General features: G+C 48.5%; 13 protein-coding genes. 4 read left to right on the forward strand and 9 right to left on the reverse strand.

Going from position 1 to position 15,410, the window contains the following annotated elements; all coding sequences use genetic code 11:
• Positions 1-561: 561 nt before the first annotated feature.
• The 3 genes from G459_RS30120 to G459_RS0100840 all read right to left on the reverse strand — a co-directional run bounded on the left by G459_RS30120 (position 562) and on the right by G459_RS0100840 (position 2,915).
• Positions 562-885, reverse strand: a complete 324-nt coding sequence (locus G459_RS30120; protein ID WP_035454818.1) for a DUF2834 domain-containing protein — start codon at positions 883-885, stop codon at positions 562-564.
• A 507-nt stretch (positions 886-1,392) separates the two neighbouring features.
• Positions 1,393-1,959, reverse strand: a complete 567-nt coding sequence (locus G459_RS0100830) for a hypothetical protein (RefSeq protein WP_026965927.1) — start codon at positions 1,957-1,959, stop codon at positions 1,393-1,395.
• Between the two features lie 362 nt (positions 1,960-2,321).
• The gene (locus tag G459_RS0100840) at positions 2,322-2,915 is read right to left on the reverse strand and encodes an AbiU2 domain-containing protein (RefSeq protein ID WP_026965928.1); all 594 of its coding nucleotides are present in this window, start codon (positions 2,913-2,915) and stop codon (positions 2,322-2,324) included.
• Between the two features lie 367 nt (positions 2,916-3,282).
• On the opposite strand from G459_RS0100840, the gene G459_RS0100855 reads away from it, so the two are divergent.
• Positions 3,283-4,776 (forward strand): sugar porter family MFS transporter, encoded by a 1,494-nt coding sequence (locus G459_RS0100855; protein ID WP_245588103.1) that lies wholly within the window; start codon positions 3,283-3,285, stop codon positions 4,774-4,776.
• 160 nt (positions 4,777-4,936) lie between these two features.
• The gene (locus G459_RS0100860) at positions 4,937-7,399 is read left to right on the forward strand and encodes a TonB-dependent receptor (protein ID WP_026965931.1); all 2,463 of its coding nucleotides are present in this window, start codon (positions 4,937-4,939) and stop codon (positions 7,397-7,399) included.
• 197 nt (positions 7,400-7,596) lie between these two features.
• Here the strand turns inward: G459_RS0100860 and G459_RS0100865 are convergent, their stop codons facing one another.
• The 6 genes from G459_RS0100865 to tamL are packed head-to-tail and all read right to left on the reverse strand — an operon-like array spanning position 7,597 to position 13,631.
• A complete protein-coding gene (locus tag G459_RS0100865) occupies positions 7,597-7,803 on the reverse strand; it encodes a hypothetical protein (RefSeq protein WP_035454820.1) in 207 nt (68 codons plus the stop codon).
• A 12-nt stretch (positions 7,804-7,815) separates the two neighbouring features.
• Complete coding sequence (locus tag G459_RS0100870) at positions 7,816-9,075, reverse strand: MFS transporter (protein WP_026965933.1); 1,260 nt, start codon at positions 9,073-9,075, stop codon at positions 7,816-7,818.
• A gap of 52 nt (positions 9,076-9,127) precedes the next feature.
• Complete coding sequence (locus tag G459_RS0100875; RefSeq protein WP_035454822.1) at positions 9,128-9,712, reverse strand: Crp/Fnr family transcriptional regulator; 585 nt, start codon at positions 9,710-9,712, stop codon at positions 9,128-9,130.
• Positions 9,713-9,722: 10 nt separating this feature from the next.
• Positions 9,723-10,298 (reverse strand): phosphatase PAP2 family protein, encoded by a 576-nt coding sequence (locus G459_RS0100880; protein WP_026965935.1) that lies wholly within the window; start codon positions 10,296-10,298, stop codon positions 9,723-9,725.
• The gene (gene hemF / locus G459_RS0100885; RefSeq protein ID WP_026965936.1) at positions 10,298-11,206 is read right to left on the reverse strand and encodes an oxygen-dependent coproporphyrinogen oxidase; all 909 of its coding nucleotides are present in this window, start codon (positions 11,204-11,206) and stop codon (positions 10,298-10,300) included. The genes G459_RS0100880 and hemF overlap by 1 nt, the downstream gene beginning before the upstream one ends.
• A 7-nt stretch (positions 11,207-11,213) precedes the next feature.
• Positions 11,214-13,631 carry a translocation and assembly module lipoprotein TamL gene (gene tamL / locus G459_RS0100890; RefSeq protein ID WP_026965937.1) on the reverse strand — a complete coding sequence of 806 codons (2,418 nt, stop codon included), beginning with the start codon at positions 13,629-13,631 and terminating at the stop codon, positions 11,214-11,216.
• A gap of 19 nt (positions 13,632-13,650) precedes the next feature.
• On the opposite strand from tamL, the gene G459_RS0100895 reads away from it, so the two are divergent.
• Together G459_RS0100895 and G459_RS0100900 are read left to right on the forward strand one after the other, a co-directional pair.
• The gene (locus G459_RS0100895; protein ID WP_026965938.1) at positions 13,651-14,400 is read left to right on the forward strand and encodes a TrmH family RNA methyltransferase; all 750 of its coding nucleotides are present in this window, start codon (positions 13,651-13,653) and stop codon (positions 14,398-14,400) included.
• Complete coding sequence (locus G459_RS0100900) at positions 14,397-15,386, forward strand: bile acid:sodium symporter family protein (RefSeq protein WP_026965939.1); 990 nt, start codon at positions 14,397-14,399, stop codon at positions 15,384-15,386. The genes G459_RS0100895 and G459_RS0100900 overlap by 4 nt, the downstream gene beginning before the upstream one ends.
• Positions 15,387-15,410 lie beyond the last annotated feature (24 nt).

A 15,410-nucleotide genomic window follows, 5' to 3' on the forward strand; every position in this document is an offset into this window, starting at 1 on the left:
ATGAATTGAATAGTTGATGAAGAGGGATGACACTTGTGAGAAAAAAGGTCACAATTCTTTTAGGGAAAGGTAGTTTAATCGGTTTCAATATTTTGGGTCTGAGAAACTGATATTAATCATGAAGATGTCAATAATGAGCCAACCTTTAGAAAAATCAGAAGCATTTGAATTTCAGCATTGAATACGATAGCCCAATCTTAGCCAAAAGCCCCGGAAGAAAGTCGAAATACCATTTTGGAATGGGGGGAATGCCTCATTCCAATTCAATAAGCTGAATTATAAACTCAGGCTTGTAGGTAAATACTCAGGCTGAAAGCCTGATTTATAGCAGCCCGGACACATGCAAAGGGGAAGAGGTCTGAGGACCGATTTGGTTGAGGATTTTTGAGTTAGGAAGTCGGCCCTGGTGGAGATTGGTTGGATTGAAAAACCCAGCCCAATCGGACTGGGTTGGGATAAATCGGCCTTTCAGGCCTGACTGATTTCAGTCGAATCTGAGGTGCGGAGCAAGAGGGAAAATGGACGGTAGAATGAATTTTCTCTCAATGACTTGGAATATTATTATCCATTTACTGTTTTGTTCTCTCTTAGATATAAGTAAAGCGGCAAGGACGAGCTTAAACCAACGGCAAAAGTCAGCACGATCAGGAAAATGTTTCTATTTGATTTTTTTCCTTTTGAATCAGCGAACATAAATACAAAAAACACCAAGCAACTTATAAAAACCTGCGAACTGAAATCAGCCGCTGGGTTTGATGCAAAAATAGCCTTCCCGAATGCATTTGGGTCTAAACTGTTTTCATTCAGAAATTGAACAAAAAAATAGGTCGGGATGATTGAGCCTATTACGAAAAGCACGAGATAAACCAGTTTTAATTTTTTCATTTCGTTGAAGGATATTTTTTGTAGAAAGGATATGCAAATGAAATTAATTAAGTGATGGTCTTTATAAAAATCAGATTTCGCGGAAAAATGGATGACTGAATTTCGGGAATTTGGATGGGTTTGGCAATTGAAATTGAGATAAGTTCGACACCCTTCCGGGAAATACCCAGGCTGAAAGCCTGACTTATAGCAGCCCGGAGCGGTTGAGCTCCGGGAAAAGGCAGGACACATGCAAAGCGGAAGAGGTCTGAAGGACCGATTTGGTTGAGGATTTTGAGTTAGGAAGTCGGCCCTTCAGGCCTAGTGGAGATCGGTTGGATTGAAAAACCCAGCCCTAGCGGACTGGGTTGGGATAAATCGGCCTTTCAGGCCTGACTCCCGATAGGAATCATGGCAAACACCCAGCGCCAAACGGATCTCGAAAGCGAAAGGCAATAGACTAAGCTGATGTGGGCGACATCTTATTAAAGACTTTCAGTCAATTTTTGAAAAACTAATTCGTCCAAATTATTTTACCTTCAGCGAAATTTCATCAAAATAAATCCTGCCATAAGTCAAGGATGGATAAGATAAATCGACGATTATAAAATCTGCATCGGCAGGAAAATTATCTAAGGTGGTCCTAATAAGCGTCCAATCGAAATCACCTTGTAAATCTAAAATCACTGCGGAAGAGCCATTACGATCACTTGCAGGATATACCCGAAACTTGACTCCTACTCTGCCCTCGGTCAAATTCTTGACATCGACCCCCTTAATGAATGCTGTCAGCTCCACACTACTTCCTGGGGCAGGCATAGGGCCAGAATAAGTTTGAGTCCAAGTTGCGGAGCCAGAGTTCAAACTATCAAGATTTTCGATGAACAAGGATCGATTTCCAGTCATAAATACCTCTTTGCTCACGCCTACTTCAGTATTTCCAGATTGGTAGGATGTCCAAGGAATGACCGAATCAGGATAATAAGATAGATTGGCATTCGTCAATAGTTCTGTCCCTACCGGAAGGATATCTTCACCCGTACAAGCCAACAACAGAAGGAATAAGATGGATTTTAAAGCAACTTTTTTAAGCATAATGCCTGAGCAGTTTCACCGACTGTAATTACTAAAATGATAAATATTATTTAAAAATCAATGAATTAAGGGGAAGTACCCGGTTGGAAAGAAATATCACCCAGGCTGAAAGCTTGATTTATAGCAGCCCGGAGCGGTTGAGCTCCGGGAAAGGTGGGGCACACGCAAAGGACAAAGGTCTGAAGGCCCGATTTGGTGGATGGTTTTTGAGTTTGGAAATCGGCCTTTCAGGCCTGGCTGATTTCAGTCGAATCTGAGGTGCGGAGCAAGAGGGAAAATGGAATTACTCCCGACAACTGTAGGGGATCCAAAAAATAGAAAGATGTAGATGCTCCCGATAATATCGCGGACTACACCCAGCGTCAATGGAACCTCAAAGTAGAAAGGCAGTAGGCTACGCCGAGGTGGGGGTAATTACAAATTCCACCCCGCGTCCACGGAACCTCGAAGCTGAAAGGCAATAGACTACGCTGAGGTAGGTGTAAATCACCTACAATTTCTAGTTTTAGCAAGTCTCTCAATATCCATTTTGGACTCCAAGGCTCCAACATTTCAAGATATAGAGTTGTGAATGTCAATTTCTCATTTAAAGTATTATAAACATCGACTGCTAAAATGCTTAAATCATAAACTTCTTGCCATGAAATATATTTATCTTTTGAAGAAGGATCAGTATGGGCATAAATTTTATCCCTTACATCTTTTAATTTTTGTATCAATTCCAGTTTGCTATCAATTTTTTCCCTAGTTAATATAACCAAAGAAGGAATGTTATCTTTAATATCCTTCATATTTTCATAAAAATATTTTTCCTTAAGTGATTTAAAATTTCCAGATTTATTTTCTTTTATTCTGAAATCTGCCTCAAGTCTTCTTAAAAATCTTGGAAAATTTAATTTTTGGCTATCATTATCGATTAATAACTTACATAATTGAATTGAACAAACAAATTTCATTTGTGAAATATAGTTTGTAAAAAAAACCATGCTTACTAGCCCATTTTTCATCCTCCTTCTCAAGTGTTCCTAAATATTTGGAAACAATTTTTAAATCTATTAAAATTGGCTCAACATCATTAAGATACTTTTCTATCTCCTTATAACTTCTCATGGTGCATTAAAAGTAAATTGTATTTTCCCTCTCCACTATCCTAATTTCCTCCTCCGTCAACCCATACCCCAATGTATCGACTTCACGGTCGAGACGGTTGATGCTGAAAAATATTCCCAGAGGCTTTTCCATTTTGGGTTCTTTTATCTAAAGATATTAGTTTCCCTGAAAACGAAAAGCGATTTGCTGGCGAGGAGACGGGAAATGTCAGCCTTGAAAGACCACACAATCCTCCCCAGCAGGATTGTATCTCTCAGATTTTCCGGTATTTTTTGGGGCGGATTTACCCTTTCTCCCAAATCATCGATGGCCCAAACCTATCCCTACAACCAAACCTATATCTGGCTGATCAGCCTGACCGCCGCCTTGGGCGGATTCTTGTTCGGGTACGACTGGGTGGTGATCGGTGGGGCCAAGCCCTTTTACGAACCGTATTTCAACATCACCTCAGCCGCCGATCAGGGTTGGGCGACCAGCTCCGCATTGATCGGCTGCATGGTGGGGGCGATCCTCTGCATCTTTCTGAGTGACCGGTTCGGGCGGAAGCGCCTGCTGATCTTTGCCGGGATGCTGTTTACGGTTTCGGCCATCGGGACGGCCTTGGCAGAGACCTTTTGGGGTTTCAACTTTTACCGAATCGTCGGCGGAGTAGGGATGGGCATTGCGCTGAATCTGTCCCCGCTGTACATCTCCGAACTGGCGCCTCCGGAGAAGCGTGGCCGCCTGGTGACGATCAACCAGTTTCTGGTCATGCTGGGGGTGCTCTTGGCCCAGGTCGCCAACTGGCAGATTTCGCTGTTGGATACGGACTTGGCGGAAAATGCGGATTTTGCGGCAATTGCCACCAGCTGGAGCGGGCAGGAGGGATGGCGATGGATGTTTGGTGCGGAGACCGTTCCGGCGGTATTGTTCTTTGTGCTGATGTTTTTCGTGCCGGAGAGCACCCGCTGGCTGATCAAAAACAACCAGCAAGAGAAGGCCTATCGGGTTCTGACCAAGATCGGGGGAGCCGACTATGCCAGAGATTCCGTGGCGGAGACGCTTTCTACCCTGAGCGAAGGGGATCTTGGCGAAGTCCACTTGGGAGAGCTCCTCAAAAAAAATGTGCTCAAACTCCTGGCTCTGGGGATATTCCTGGCCTTCCTCCAGCAGTGGAGCGGGATCAATGTGGTGATCTACTACGCAGCCGATATTTTTACTGCTGCAGGCTTCACGCTCAAGCAGATGATGCTCAATATCGTGGTGATCGGCGGGGTGATGGTGGCCTCGATCTTTGTGACCTTTGCCACGGTCGATAAATACGGGCGAAAGTCCATTCTGATGGTTTGTCTGGCGGCGATGACGCTGCTGTACGCAGGCTTGGGCTATTCGTTTTATGCGGATCTGGGCGGCAATTCGGTCGTGATCTTGGTGCTCTTGAATGTGATGTTTTACTCGATCTCACTGGCGCCTTTGCTGTGGGTGGTGCTTTCGGAGATCTTCCCGACGCGGGTGCGGGGAGCGGCTATTTCCATCGGTGCTTTGGCCCATTGGATTGGGAATTTTACGCTGACGTATTCCTTTCCGGCGATCAAAGAGAACCTTGGCTGGGCCAATAATTTTTGGCTGTATGGCGTGATCTGCGCGGTGGGTTTTCTGGTGATCTGGTGGATCTTGCCGGAGACGAAGGGGAAGACGCTGGAGCAGCTGGAGAAGGAGTTGCAGTGATCGGTGGTCTCAGCCCCGATTTTGCCCTTTCAAATCGGAACAGAACTGGGCGGGTTTTGGAAGTCGCACTACATAAAAATAACTTGGCCAACCTATTTATTCATGGAAATCCGATTCGTGAAAAGCGTTCAAGGGATTACCTTACCGGAAATTTGAACACATGCGATTTGTTCTGATCTTCTGCCTCGGATTTGCCAGCGTCTTTTGCTCCTATGGCCAAAGCCAGATACGGGGGAAAGTGCTCGACGAACTGACCCGAAGCCCGATTGAGTTTGCCAGCGCGGCCCTCTATCAGAGTGGGGACAGCACCCTCGTCGAGGGCGGCATCACGGATGTGAACGGTGATTTCTTAATTGAAAACGTCGGACCCGGCAGCTACTATTTGAAGGTGAGCTTCATCGGTTTTCGCACGCTCGGAAGTCCGGTTTTCGATTTGGGTAAGAATGAAAAACGTGATTTGGGAGTCTTGGGACTAAGCCCGGATCTGCAGCAGCTGGAAGGGGTCGACGTGCAGGGACAAAAGATTACTTCGGATTTTCAGCTCGACAAGCAGAGCTATTCAGCTGAAAATTTTGAAGCGGCCCAAGGCGGAAGCGCGACGGATATCCTCAAAAATCTGCCCGGGATCAGCATCAACGGAGAAGGTCAGCTTTCCATCCGGGGAGCGACAGGATTTGTGGTGATGCTCAACGGTAAGCCGGTCCAAGGAGATCCGATGATGATACTTAGCCAGCTACCTGCAAATGGGATCGAAAAGGTCGAATGGATTTCGTCGCCGTCTGCCCGGTATGATTCCGAAGGGAAAGCAGGAATGATCAACATCACGACCAAAAAAGGAACTACCGACGGGCTGTACCTGCAATTCAACTCCAGGCTGGGATTCCCACCCGTCGAAAATTATGACAATGCGTCAAATCCACAGCGGTACGGGGGTGATTTCAATCTCAATTACCTGAAGGGGAAATGGGATTTCTCTTTAGGAGCCAGTTACCAACGAAATGATCTGGCGGGTCGTAGGATTGGCGAAGTCTACACGATCAGCGGAGATACGACTACCTATTTCCCTTCCGCAGGTGAGCGGAGTACCGATGAGGTAAATTATTCCGGCAGATTTACCGTCGGGTTTAATCCAAATCAGAACGATGCCTTCAGCCTGGGATTCTTTGCCGGAGTGCGGGACAAGGTCCGGACAGCTGACATCCTGTATTACGACAACCATGCAGAAGTCAATGGCCAGGATCTCTACACCATGCAGTATTTCAATGCCAACGAGCAAAACCGGCGCGGTGATTTTGTCCTTGGTAGCTTGGATTATGCGCATACGTTTGAGAATTCTTCAAAGCTGAGCACCTCCTTCCTTTACGAATACACCATGCTCGGAGGCCCCACGATCAACCGAAATCTCGGATATCCCGACATGACACAAGTCTATCAGGACGAATACAACACCAATGACAATCCGCTGAATGGTTGGCGAGTCAATCTCGACTATACGTTCAAACCTCTCACTATCGGTCAGCTGCAGGTCGGATACCAATACCGCAATCTGGACCACAAGGGCGACTTCGTCTACGAGCGGAAAAACAATGAAAGCGGCGAGTTTGAACTCGTGCCTGAGTTTTCCAGCAATGTTGACCTCCAGCATTTGATCCATTCCGCCTATTTCCAACTGGATAAGAAATTGAACAAGTTCAGCTATGGAGCCGGCCTTCGGGTGGAAATGATGGACCGTGACTTCTGGCTGAAGGACAAAGCGGGCACCTTGGACACGCTGTATGTCTATGACTATCTGCGTCCCTTTGCGAGCGCAAATCTGGGATATCAAGTCAATGAGGAGTTGCAGCTGAAAGCCAATTTCAGCCAACGTGTGGAGCGGACTACAACCTTCAAGATGAATCCATTTCCTGAGCGCGAACACAGCGAGACGCTGGAGCAAGGTGATCCCGAGCTCCTTCCGGAGTTTATCAACCTCCTGGAGGTCGGCATGGTGAAAAACTGGAAGGACAATAGCTTCTATGCTACAGCCTATCATTCTCGGGTCAAGAACCTGGTCAACCGTGTAAACACGGTGTACAATGACACGATCTTAAACCGAATCTACTCCAATGTCGGCACCGGAAAATCCACCGGAATCGACCTTGGAGCAGAGCTTTATCCAGCCGATTGGTGGAAATTCTTTGCAGGATTCAACGGCTATTACTACTCGATCAAAGGCGAATTTGATGACCGACCAGTTGATACTTCGTCATGGGTTTACTCGTTCAATCTGACTTCGAGTTTTGAGATCTTCCCGACCGTATCCCTTCAGGCTTCTTTCAGCTACCTGTCCAAGCGGGTCACTGCCCAGGGGGAAGACGGTCGCTTCTACAATCCCAATTTGTCCATCAAAAAATCCTGGCTGGACAACCGACTCACCGCCAATCTGCTGTGGCAAAACATCGACTTAGGCGCGCTGAAGAGCAATGAACAAAGAATCACGACGTACCGAGAAGGGGAGTTTTTCACCACGACCAACTACATCTATGAGGTGGACGTGATTGTGCTCAACTTGTCCTATACGCTCAATTCTTCCAAGAACAGGGCGAAATTTGTGAAGAGTGAGTTTGGGGAGAAGGAGTTTTGAGAGGAGACTTGGGACTGATGGGATGCTCTTGACTTCGGGGGATTTTCCGGACTTTTAGGAACGGAGCAAGGCCTGTCCTTGCTGAAACTGTAAAATGATTTTAAGTGAAAATCAGATTCCTGGCAAAAAAACAAGGGCTGCAATTACGCAGCCCTGTACAGATTGTGTTAAGTAATCAATCCGCTTGTAGTCACATCCTAGTTGGTAGGATTTGCAGTAGTGTCAGTGGGGTAGGTGGTCGTATCGACTTCAGCCGGTTGCTCCAGCTCTGCCGGTTCTTCCATTTCCATTTGCTCCATGCTGTCCTCGTCTTCCGCCTTTTTCTCCCCGCAGGAGGTAAAGGCTACCGAAGCAAAGAAGCCGAACGCCAGAGTCAGTGTCAGAATTGATCTTAATTTTCTCATCTTGATAATGGTTTAGGGGTCTGTGGTAGAAAGATTTTTTCGATAGTTTCTTGAGTTGTGCCTGTCTGGGATCCTGAGTTTTATAACCAAAGAGGATCCGACAGTGAGCAGGCCTATGAGAATTATCGCATATTTGATACCAAACAGGTCTGCCGTAAAGCCAGAAAGTATCGCTCCGAACGCATATCCCATGTCCCGCCACAGCCTAAAAGTCCCGATACTTTCGGCCCGCTGTATAGGGTGTGTTTCTTCAGCAATTGCCGCCAAAAACGTCGGGTAAACGATTGCGGTGCCCAATCCTAAAGCCACTGAGATGACCACGAAAAGGATATATCCCTGCGCAAAAGGCAAGCAGAGGATCGCTAATCCCTGCAGCAACATTCCCCAGAATAACAGCTTTTTCTTAGGAAGAATGTCGGCCATCTTCCCGGTGAAAAGTTGACTTATTCCCCAGACTGTGGGATAAATTGCCACAATAAGCCCCACTTGATCCAGCGGGAAATTCAGTGAAATCAGCAGAACCGGCAGCAATCCCCAGATCATGCCATCGTTCAGATTATTGACCAGCCCGGCTTGGGTGATGGCGCTCAGAGTCTTGTTCCGGAAAGTCGTCTCCCAAAAGATGCCCCTCAAATTTGCTTTCGAATACCTCGCAGACTCCGCCAGGACATGTCTTCCGGTGTCTTTTACAAACAATATTGTCAGGAGCAGACCCGTCAGCGCGACCAACTCGCCCAAGAGAAAGGGATAAGGCCGAATCCCATACCGCTGGGCCATGTAAGCACTGACAAAAGCGAAGACTCCGACGGCGAGATACCCGGCAAATTCATTCAGCCCCATCGCTAATCCCCGGTCTTTTTCACCCACGAGGTCAATCTTCATGACGACCGTGCTGCTCCAGGTCAGCCCCTGACTGATGCCGAGCAGGATGTTGGAGACGATCACCCAGTGCCAATGGCTGGTGAAGGCGAGCATCAGCGGGACGGGCAACGCGATCACCCAGCCGATGAGCAAGAGGTTTTTTCGCCCGACACTGTTGGCAAGCCTTCCCGAAAAGTAGTTGGCGGCAGCCTTGCTCAAGCCGAATGCGGTGATGAAGGACAGGATGGCAAGATTGGATTCGAGTCCAAAGACCTCCGCAGCGAATTGCGGAAAGATCGAGCGCTCCAGACCGATCATGGCTCCGACAAAAGCATTGATCAGGACCAGCAGCGAAAACTGCCGCCAGTTTTGACGCAAACCCAGGGCAACCGCTGAACCTTCTTGTTTCATGGGACAAAAGTCCCAACAGGCGATTCCCCGTCCTTTTACAAATGTTAAATAATCAGCGGACTGCAGCCCGGATACGGCTGAGACTGACCTGAGTGATCCCCAGGTAGGAGGCGATGTGCTTCAGCGAAATGCGCTTGATGAAATCAGGTTTTTCATCCAAAAGTTGCGCGTACCGTTCCTCTGCCGAATGAAACTGGATGGTTTCCATGCGGTGAACCGTGGCGACATAAGCCTGCTCGATGACCTTCCGAAACAAGCGCTCAATCTCCGGGGACTGATCAAAAAGTGAAAAGAGTGGCTCCGCAGGAATCCCGATAAAGACGGTATTTTCCAAAGCCTGGATAGCTTTCTTGCTCGGTTTGCCGGTGAAAAGACTTTCCGCGCGGATGATCAGGTCATTTTCAAAGGCAAAATATTCCGTGACCTCAACGCCGTCTTTCAGGTAAAAAATCCTCGCCAATCCTTCCTTCACGAAGTAAATCGTCTTGCATCGCCGACCGATTTCCTGGAGGTTTTGATTTTTGCGGATCGGAATAAGTGAGCAAAGTGAAAGCACCGCATCCACCGCCTCGGTGGAAAGGGGCTGGATTTGGTAAAGGACATCCAAGAAACCCGCCAGTTGGCCTTTGTCGGTCATAAGTTCGGCGCTATTTCAGGGCTCGTTTGATCAGCTCCCGCTTGATAAAGACGATCAAAAACCACACGAGCCAGGCGAAAGCAGCACCTATCAATGCGCCTACCAGGATGTCGAATGGATAATGGACTCCCAGATAAACCCTGGAAAAACTGACCACCACCGCATAGAGATACAGCCAGCCGAGGTTTTTGACTTTTCCCTTCAGCTTCAGATTGAGAAAGACCGCAACTCCAAAGGTGTTGGCGGCGTGGGAAGAAGCGAAACCATACAGCCCGCCACACCGCTCGTAATTGTACATGAGGTCCTCCCATCGCGGGTCGTGACATGGTCTAAGTCGCTCGACAAAGGGCTTCAGAAAGCCCGAAGTCAGCTGATCGGCAGCCAGGATAGTCAGAGCGACGCCGCCCAAAACCCACCAGGCATTTACCCGGTCCTGCCTGAAGATCCGCCAGATCAGATAAACATACAGCGGAACCCAAGTGATCGTCTCGGAGATCTGAAACATGATCGGATCCAGCCAGTCCACGTGGTGTGAATTGAGCCAGAGGAAAAACTCCTCATCCCATTTTTTCAGCGTTTCGATCATTACTCAAAAGATAACCAATCGATGCCCTTTTTCAGGTGGTTCAGGGTGAATTCTTCCGGGCTGCCCGGCTTGGGTTGATGCATATAGGTCCATTCCGCCTGTGGCGGCATACTCATCAGGATGCTCTCGGTCCGGCCATTGGTGTCGAGTCCAAACTTGGTTCCAGCATCCCAGACTAGGTTAAACTCCACATAGCGGCCTCTGCGGAGATTTTGCCAGGCTTTCTCTTCCTGTCCGTAGGGGATCTTGGAGTTTTTCTGCATGAAATGAGAGTAGACTCTCGGGAAAAGCCGGCCGAGTTCCAGGCTGAAGTCGAGGATTTGCTGGAAGTGATCATCCGAGGTCGCACTGAGCCGATCGTAGAATATTCCCCCGATCCCGCGGGTTTCGTTTCGATGCTTTACGAAAAAGTAATCGTCCGCCCAGGCTTTGAATTTGGGATAATATTCAGCGTCAAACTGATCGCAGGCCGCTTTCACTTCTTGATGAAAATACCTGGCGTCTGCGGCGTCGACGTAATGTGGAGTCAGGTCAATCCCGCCTCCAAACCAATGCACGCCATTGTCCATCTCAAAATACCGGATATTCATGTGGATGATCGGCACCATGGGGCTATAGGGGTGCAACACGATCGATACGCCGGTCGCAAAGAATTCAGCTTCTTTCAAGCCGAGTTTCCTGAGGATTTTTTCCGGAGTTGGTCCATGAACTTCCGAAAATGCCACGCCGCCCTTTTCGATGATCGCCCCGCCTTGGAATGTCCGTGTGCGCCCGCCGCCGCCATCTTCCCTCGTCCATCGGTCTTCCACAAACTTGCCCTGCCCATCTCCCTGCTCCAGTCCGGCGCAGATGTGATCCTGTATTTGACGGTAGATCTCGGCGATTTCGGTTTTTGTTTTTCTACTCATGTTGCGTTTAGAAAGGATAGCCAATCCCAAAATTAAGCACTGTTTGGCCTTTGACCCCAAAGGGTCGCTGGAAAGAAATGTTGTCCAGCACCCATCGCTCACCGATGGGCCTTGCTGGATCGACCATCTTGGTGGCTAAGTCGAGTCGGACGACCAGAAAATCAAAGTCCATCCGTAAGCCGATGCCGGTGCCGACAGCAAGTTCTCTGTAGAAACGGTCCCATCGGAAGTCTGCTCCAGGCCGGGCGGCATCGTATCCGACCACCCAGCTGTTGCCCAAGTCCAGAAACACGGCCATGTCAAAGTAGCCGACGAGCTTTCTCCGGTATTCCAGCATGCTCTCCAGGATCATCTCCGCCGGCTGCTCGTTGGTGTAGTCGTATTCTCCTTCTTCCCCTGTGATCGGCACATAGCTGCCGGGGCCCAACCTTCTGGCTTGCCAAGCCCGGATACTCGTACCACCTCCCGCAAAGAAGTATTTTTCGTAAGGGAGGATTCCTGCACTGACGCCATAAGGCATTGCCCAGCCGAAGTTGAGCCGATACGCAAGTTTTTGTTTTTCATCCAGCGGATAATAGCGCCTGAAATCGATCTGGGTTTTGACCCACTGAAAGTTGGCGTATTCGATATCCGGTTCACTGTTGCTTCTGACGTCAAAAAAGTTGAGCGTGGTACCGCCGCTTTCTGCAAAGAGCCGAAGCAAAGAGGCTTTTTTTGAGTTGAAATCCCCGTATTTGTTGAAATTGATAATCGATTGTCCCGAGATGCTGCTGATGAAAGAGGGTAGAAAAGACCAGATCAGGTTGTTGCCCTCATTCTGAAGGTCTTCCAGGATTTGGAGGAATTCATCTTGGATTTTTGGGGTGCGGATGTAGCTCAGATCGGCAGCATTCAGCGTGTACAGTACCCGGTTGTTGGCGGTAGCCCAGGTATAGGAAAACTGTCCGTTCACGGAGTTTCTGGTGTATTCAGGGCGCTTGGTGTAGATGTAGCTTAGCCTCGTCCGAGTATTGGGATTGTAGCGCCCGTACTTTTCCAGCGTGCCTGGGGCAAAAGGGATCAAGAATCGGGGGAAGATCACTGTCACGCCCGTGCTGATCTCGGAACTTTGGTAGACACCCTGATCGGTCGCCGAGGCAACTCCCTCCAGGCCCGCGCGAAAGTTGAATTCCAGGATTTCACCGGCTCGAAAGAAGTTTCTGTTCCGCAGAGAAGTACTGAAAAAAGGCCCCGGCAACTGCTCAGTGATGGTCATCCCGAGTTGGTTGGTCAGCTGGTATTTTTGGTTGGGCTGGGTGAAGATATTGGCAGTCAGCGAAGTGCCGAGCGTATCAAAGGTGATGTTGACAAAGCGAAACAAGTCCAGATTGCTCAGTTGGCGCTGGGTCTCTATCGCGGAGGTTCTGCTGTAAGGCTGGCCGGTCTGGAGGAAGATTCTCGAGGCGAGGACCTTGGCAGAGTAGTGGTTGTGGTAGAAAGAAAAGTTGATGTCCCGGTATTTCTCCAGGACCCGTCGATCTACAAATTCGTTGCTGGGAGGATTGATTCGGAAAGCGATCGAGTCGATCGTGTACACTTCGTGTTTGTCTGTAAACGTCGGTTTTTGGATCAGTTGCTCCAGTTTGATCGTCTTGGTAGCCGTGTCCTGATAGGCGATGTAGTTGATGTACGACTTCGAAAACATGTAGAAACCGTTGTTTTTCAACAGTTCTTCGATCCGATTGCGCTCACCGGCGATATTGTCCTGATTGTAGTATTCTCCCTCCTTCAGCAGAGAAGACTTGGATGTCTGATTGAGTAATTTGATGATCTCGGGATTGTCTGTCCGGGTGTACGCCGAGTCGAGGACATAGGGCTGTCCCTCGGTGACTTGATAGGTGACAAAAGCTTTTTTCTTCTTTGTTTCTACCTCATACGCCACGTCTGAATCAAAATAGCCATGATTGACCAGGTAGCCTTTGAGGTTGTCGACGGTCGTTTCGGTCTCTGCGCTATCCAGTACTACGAGTGGATTACCCGTACGCATGACGGCATTGCCAAACTCCAGTTTTTTCTCCAGGCCATCTATCTGTGAGCTGAGCTTTTCAGATTTCTTCCGGAGTTTTTTGTCGTCAGGCAGGGTGTCTCTGGCGAGCTCGATCGCGGACAATTTTTCATTTGCGAGTGACAGCTTCGCGGCTACTTTGGTACTGTCATAGAAATTTTCGCCGATCCGATAGATCGTGACCCCGAGAGATCCGCCGAGAAACCGTGTGTTGGGTTCCTGTTCGATCAAGCCGTAGAGGTCTTCCTTTTCGGATTTTTCGATACCGGTGATCTCGTTTTCATAGACGGCATATCGGCCTTCCGGTAGGTCTTTGGTAAGTGAACAGCCGATGCAAAGCCCCAGAAGAGTGATAAAAAGTATATATTTGGAGGATTTCAAATCGGAATAAGCTGAAGGGATGCTGAGCAAAAATACAGTTAAGTTTATTAAATCCTTACATCAAAAAAAATACCGAAGCGAGAGCGGAAAGTTCTTTGTAGAGGGCGAGAAAAGTGTTTTGGAGGTGTTGCAGTCTGATTTTTTGGTGGAAATGCTGGTGGTGACGGAGGCGTTTGAAAGCCGGCATCCTGAGATTCTAAGGGCCTTTCGCGGCCAACTTCTTACCGCCACTCAAGGTCAACTCGAAGATTTGGGCCAATTTCAGTCAAATGATGCTGCGCTTGCAGTGGTGGAGATGAAAAACAATGCGCCGTTCGATCCTGAGGGAGAATCCCTGATCTTGGCTTTGGACGATGTGCGGGATCCCGGTAATCTTGGCACAATCGTACGCATCGCGGACTGGTACGGGATCACCAAGTTGGTGTTTTCTCCACAGACTGCTGAGTTTTACAATCCCAAGGTGATCCAGTCTACCATGGGCTCGTTTACCAGAGTACAGTTTTTCTACGAAGACTTGACCACGGTATTTGACCGATGGAAGCTTCCGGTGTATGGGGCTTTTTTGGGAGGTGAAAATATCCACCAGCTGCAAAACCCGACTTCCGGAGTTCTGCTGATGGGAAATGAGTCCAAGGGTATTTCACCTGTGTTGGAAGAGAAGGTGACCCAAAAAGTCACGATCCCCGGATTTGGAAAAGCAGAATCCTTGAACGTAGCGATCGCTACGGCCATACTTTGCGATAATTTTAAAAGGCTGATGGGCTCATGATCAACAGACTGGCTCAGACACTTCAGCGGGTTGGAATCAATGGGTTTTTGCTGGGTCTGTTTGCGGCGATTGGTCTGGCGGCGATCTTTCCGGAGGTAGGCTCGGCTGAATCGGGGATTCCCTGGAAGCCGATGATCAACCTGGGAATCGCTTTTGTATTCTTCTTCTATGGAGTAAAACTGAACCCCGTACAACTCCGCGCCGGACTCTCCAACTGGAGACTCCATCTGTTGATCCAGCTTTCTACATTTTTGATTTTTCCTGTGATCGTATTGTTGCTGATGCAGGTCATGCCTTGGATTGATCCTGATTTCCGTTTGGGGATCAGCTATCTGTCGGCGCTGCCTTCTACGGTCAGCGCGTCTGTCGTGATGGTGTCGATCGCCGGAGGGAATCTGCCCGGGGCAATCTTCAATGCCAGTATTTCGAGTCTTTTGGGTGTCATCCTGACTCCGGCATGGATGGGATTTTTAGACGGCGGAGCAGCGGGTGAGATTGATTTTTGGTCTACGCTCGGCGAGCTCACGCTGAAGGTGATCCTGCCTGTGACTCTTGGGATACTAGCCCATGGATGGCTTTTCCCCAAGCTAAAAACCATCCTGCCTAAACTTAAATACGTGGATCAGACGGTGATCATGATGATCGTCTTCACCTCATTTGCAGAGTCATTTTCTCAAAGAATCTTTTCGGCTTACAGTATTTCAACGCTGCTGACGGTCAGTGTCACGGTGCTCGGCATCTTTATCTTAATCTGGCTTATCCTGGAGCTGATCAGTCGGTCTCTCGGGTTTAGTATTGAAGACAGGATCACGACGCTTTTTTGCGGATCCAAAAAATCCCTGGTTCACGCAGTAGTCATCGGAAAAGTGATTTTCCCGGATGCAGCCGTACTTGGTCTCGTTCTTCTGCCAGTGATGCTTTACCACATCCAGCAGCTGATCTTGGGAAGTATAATCGCCGGATATTTTGGAAGGCGAAACGTCTGATTTTGAGGAGTCTTGCTTGTTGTC

It is taken from the genome of Algoriphagus terrigena DSM 22685, assembly GCF_000429445.1.
Taxonomy (GTDB): Bacteria; Bacteroidota; Bacteroidia; order Cytophagales; family Cyclobacteriaceae; genus Algoriphagus; species Algoriphagus terrigena.

Excerpts from the sequence above, each read along its gene's own strand:
- G459_RS30120 (WP_035454818.1), bottom strand. The coding sequence starts at position 885 with ATGAAAAAATTAAAACTGGTTTATCTCGTGCTTTTCGTAATAGGCTCA.
- G459_RS0100830 (WP_026965927.1), bottom strand. The coding sequence starts at position 1,959 with ATGCTTAAAAAAGTTGCTTTAAAATCCATCTTATTCCTTCTGTTGTTG.
- G459_RS0100840 (WP_026965928.1), bottom strand. The coding sequence starts at position 2,915 with ATGAAATTTGTTTGTTCAATTCAATTATGTAAGTTATTAATCGATAAT.
- G459_RS0100860 (WP_026965931.1), top strand. The coding sequence starts at position 4,937 with ATGCGATTTGTTCTGATCTTCTGCCTCGGATTTGCCAGCGTCTTTTGC.
- G459_RS0100865 (WP_035454820.1), bottom strand. The coding sequence starts at position 7,803 with ATGAGAAAATTAAGATCAATTCTGACACTGACTCTGGCGTTCGGCTTC.
- G459_RS0100870 (WP_026965933.1), bottom strand. The coding sequence starts at position 9,075 with ATGAAACAAGAAGGTTCAGCGGTTGCCCTGGGTTTGCGTCAAAACTGG.
- G459_RS0100875 (WP_035454822.1), bottom strand. The coding sequence starts at position 9,712 with ATGACCGACAAAGGCCAACTGGCGGGTTTCTTGGATGTCCTTTACCAA.
- G459_RS0100880 (WP_026965935.1), bottom strand. The coding sequence starts at position 10,298 with ATGATCGAAACGCTGAAAAAATGGGATGAGGAGTTTTTCCTCTGGCTC.
- hemF (WP_026965936.1), bottom strand. The coding sequence starts at position 11,206 with ATGAGTAGAAAAACAAAAACCGAAATCGCCGAGATCTACCGTCAAATA.
- G459_RS0100895 (WP_026965938.1), top strand. The coding sequence starts at position 13,651 with ATGCTGAGCAAAAATACAGTTAAGTTTATTAAATCCTTACATCAAAAA.
- G459_RS0100900 (WP_026965939.1), top strand. The coding sequence starts at position 14,397 with ATGATCAACAGACTGGCTCAGACACTTCAGCGGGTTGGAATCAATGGG.